Below are 3238 nucleotides of genomic sequence, written 5' to 3' on the forward strand. Positions count from 1 at the left end.
TATATTTTACAACAATGCCCCTTCTATTCATTTAGAGGGGGTTTTGTTTTTATATAGATAAACTGAAGTTGTTAAAATCTAATTCAGAGTGCTTGATGTTCTCAATTAATAGTAAAAAAGATAGACTAGTAAAACTAAACACTTTATTATTCTAAAAGTGATGAAAGCATCTGCTAAGTTCGATTTTGAAGACGAAAAATTTAACGCCCCACCTTCCCAAGTCCTGCCCTGGGGTTTGATGATTAACCCTCGTTATGGTACAGATGGTTTACAGAGTTATGGTCTAGCAATTAGTCGGGATAATGCTCAAGCTGTTGGTTTTCAACCAGATGAAAATTGGCAACAGGTAGACCATGAATTTAGTTCGGGAGTGGAAACGGTATTTATTAGCACTACTCCCCGATTAGTAATTGTGCGTCGTGGTCCATTATCTGTGAAAGACCGAGAAACGGGGATGAAATTAGGGACATTTAAGGATAATTATGATGCTTTTTTAGCGGATAAAGTTAAATTTAAGATTTTTACCCGTCATCTGATTTTTTTGGTAGGTGAAGATAAAAAGTTTTTACATCAATCACCTCTGCAATTAACTCTTAGTGGTTCAGCCGGTGCTAGTTTTGGTAAAAATTATGCTGAATATCAACAAGGGCGAATTACTAGTGGTTTTGCTGGAGAATTAGAAAAAGCTTATGCTGGTTTTCACAAGAAACCTGTAACTCCAAAGGGTCCTTTATTTCATGCTCATGGGATTTTTTGCCCAATTATTGAATGTGAAGAAAGAGGAATTGAACCTAATATTGCTTTGGTAGCTTCAACTGTAGATTATAAACATCCCACAGTTTCAACTTTAACTGATTATATGATTGCCTCAGATTCCCCTGAGTCGGAAATAATTTGTAAGACTTTTGAGGAATACAAAGAATTTGGTAAGGAAGTGATTAAACCAGAAATTTCTAAGGTAGAAATGACTGGTGTTACCAATTCCTATGTGTATGCAGATGATGATGAATTTGGTTATCCACCGTATTAGGGAATGGGAAGAGGGACAGGGGAAAAATTTTTTTCTTCCCTCTTTCTCCTGATTGGGCGCAGGGACTGCGCCCCTACCTCCTATTCTTTCAGTAGTAAATAAAATAGTGAACCATTGCCACCTGTAATACCGGCCCGATCGCCTGCTAATTTACCAGATCCCATGAAATAATCTACTCTTCCTGGTCCTTTAATCGCACTGCCTGTATCCTGATCTAGGACAAAACGGTTAACTCTTCGAGCTGCCAACTTGCCACGACTGGTAGGATAGGGGAATGAGTTAATAATCATTGCTAGTGCGCCCGGTGGCATGAGAGATTTATCTGTAGCAATAGAACGATCTGTGGTTACAGGAACGTTAATACTGCCTGTTGCTGGTGTTCCGTTAGTTTCTTGAAAGAAAACAAATCTTTCCCAGCGTGGTAAATAATTATTCAACTCCTTGGGATTTTGGCGGAAATAACTAATCAACTTAGGCATAGTTAAACCGCTAAGTGGCAATTTACCATCTTTTGCTAATTCTCCACCGATACTCGTCCAAGGATACTCTGTTCCTCCCGCAAAACCGACGGAAGTTTTCTTTCCATTGGTTAAATTAATTTGGGCAGAACCTTGGATATGAATCATGTAGGGATCAAAGCGATCGCGGAACCACAGCATTTCTAATCCGCGTAACTTACTTTTATTCCCCAATAAACCATCTTTTCCTTCTAAATCAACCCGTTTGGGATGAGGTTTCGCCCATTCCTTAAAATCAGGTGGGACTCTATACAAAGGATATTTATATACTGAAGTTCTGGTACGACTGGCAGTATACACAGGCTCATAATAAGCCGTGAACTTAACAGTCCCCCTACCATCGTTGCCTACAGACTGGTAAAAAACAAACTCTCGACGCACAGCAGCTTGCAATTGGGCTGCTGACTGAGAACTAACCACCAGTTGCCGAAAGCGTACTAAACTCCGACGCACTCGATCTAGGGTAATTCCCTGAATTGGGTAATTAGCATAGATTGTAGCTGCTTTATTCGTTCCCAAATAACGCAAACTGTGATCAATTGAAGTTAACAGTGCTTTTTTATCTCCCCGTTTACCCCAAAGTTGTTCGTCCCAACCGAAACAACCTTGAGCAGCACAAGCAGTCTCGATATTAACGGGTTGGAGTGCTGGTAACACCTCCGGTAATGGTTGAGGAGCAACTGGTATGATGACCGGCTGTGAAGTCGGAGCTTGAGCAACAACTAACGAAAGTGGATTTATCAGGGCAATTCCCAGACTTAAGGCAAGCAAAGTAAGGTTTTTTCTCATCTTTTATCTTTCAATACTGGAATTAAAAACAGGTTCTACTCGAATCCCTACAATCTTAGACGGACGTACCACCATATATTCTCCCTGAATATTTTTAATCGGTACGCTAATAAAATCATGAGAAGCAGATTTTGGCACAAGCTCACTACTGTACCACTTTTGGAATTCTTGAATGGTAGGAAAACGCACTTCTTCCCGGTGTCCACTGTCTAAAAGCAGAAATACAGCATATTCGTTTGGAGTTCTCGGCATAATTTCAGATCACTAAAAATACATCTACTCCATTGTTAACTACGTCGCACCACTCTGGAAAGAGTAATTAGTTAAGTGACAGGCAAGATGACCTTTCTACAATAGTTTTACTCACATCTTGCACTTTTCACCCAGTTTGATTTTTGGATGTCGTCACCAAAATCACAGGAACAGGTATTGCAAAGTAGAGACAAGCTTGGATTTCTCTCCACAAGTCCAGGAGATATTTAGTAGGAAAGGTGTTATAGCGGTATGCACTTGCATGAGATACAGTCAGCCAATGGCAAACTTTGTAGGGGCGCAGGGTCTGCGCCCTCTATTGTATTGCATCAAGGGCGATAACCGCTATAGGCTGTTGTTAATAGTATTTCATGGTCAGTTAAATTAATTTACCTTGATTTTAATTTTTGTCTGAATCAGGATTTACAGGATTAAAGGATTTACGGGATATTTGATTTTAATTTTTGTCTGAATCAGGATGTCCAGGATTAAAGGATTTACAGGATATTTGATTTGATATTTTTACTCATAGCTCAATATAGCGGTATGCACTTGAGTGAGATACAGTCAGCCAATTGCAAACCCTGTAGGGGCGCAGGGTCTGCGCCCTAGATTGTATTGCATCCTACCGATAACCGCTATAACACAA

General features: G+C 39.9%; 3 protein-coding genes. 1 reads left to right on the plus strand and 2 read right to left on the minus strand.

Annotation, left to right across the window (positions count from 1 at the left end; genetic code table 11):
* The first annotated feature begins 160 nt into the window (after positions 1 to 160).
* The gene (locus FJR04_RS21370) at positions 161 to 1030 is read left to right on the plus strand and encodes a DUF5895 domain-containing protein (protein WP_168498604.1); all 870 of its coding nucleotides are present in this window, start codon (positions 161 to 163) and stop codon (positions 1028 to 1030) included.
* 80 nt (positions 1031 to 1110) lie between these two features.
* Here the strand turns inward: FJR04_RS21370 and FJR04_RS21375 are convergent, their stop codons facing one another.
* Both FJR04_RS21375 and FJR04_RS21380 read right to left on the minus strand, forming a co-directional pair.
* Positions 1111 to 2337 carry a murein transglycosylase A gene (locus tag FJR04_RS21375; RefSeq protein ID WP_168498557.1) on the minus strand — a complete coding sequence of 409 codons (1227 nt, stop codon included), beginning with the start codon at positions 2335 to 2337 and terminating at the stop codon, positions 1111 to 1113.
* Between the two features lie 3 nt (positions 2338 to 2340).
* Complete coding sequence (locus FJR04_RS21380; RefSeq protein ID WP_168498559.1) at positions 2341 to 2589, minus strand: hypothetical protein; 249 nt, start codon at positions 2587 to 2589, stop codon at positions 2341 to 2343.
* Positions 2590 to 3238 lie beyond the last annotated feature (649 nt).

Source organism: Anabaena sp. UHCC 0204 (assembly GCF_009711975.1).
Classification (GTDB): domain Bacteria; phylum Cyanobacteriota; class Cyanobacteriia; order Cyanobacteriales; family Nostocaceae; genus Dolichospermum.

Excerpts from the sequence above, each read along its gene's own strand:
- FJR04_RS21370 (WP_168498604.1), top strand. The coding sequence starts at position 161 with ATGAAAGCATCTGCTAAGTTCGATTTTGAAGACGAAAAATTTAACGCC.
- FJR04_RS21375 (WP_168498557.1), bottom strand. The coding sequence starts at position 2,337 with ATGAGAAAAAACCTTACTTTGCTTGCCTTAAGTCTGGGAATTGCCCTG.
- FJR04_RS21380 (WP_168498559.1), bottom strand. The coding sequence starts at position 2,589 with ATGCCGAGAACTCCAAACGAATATGCTGTATTTCTGCTTTTAGACAGT.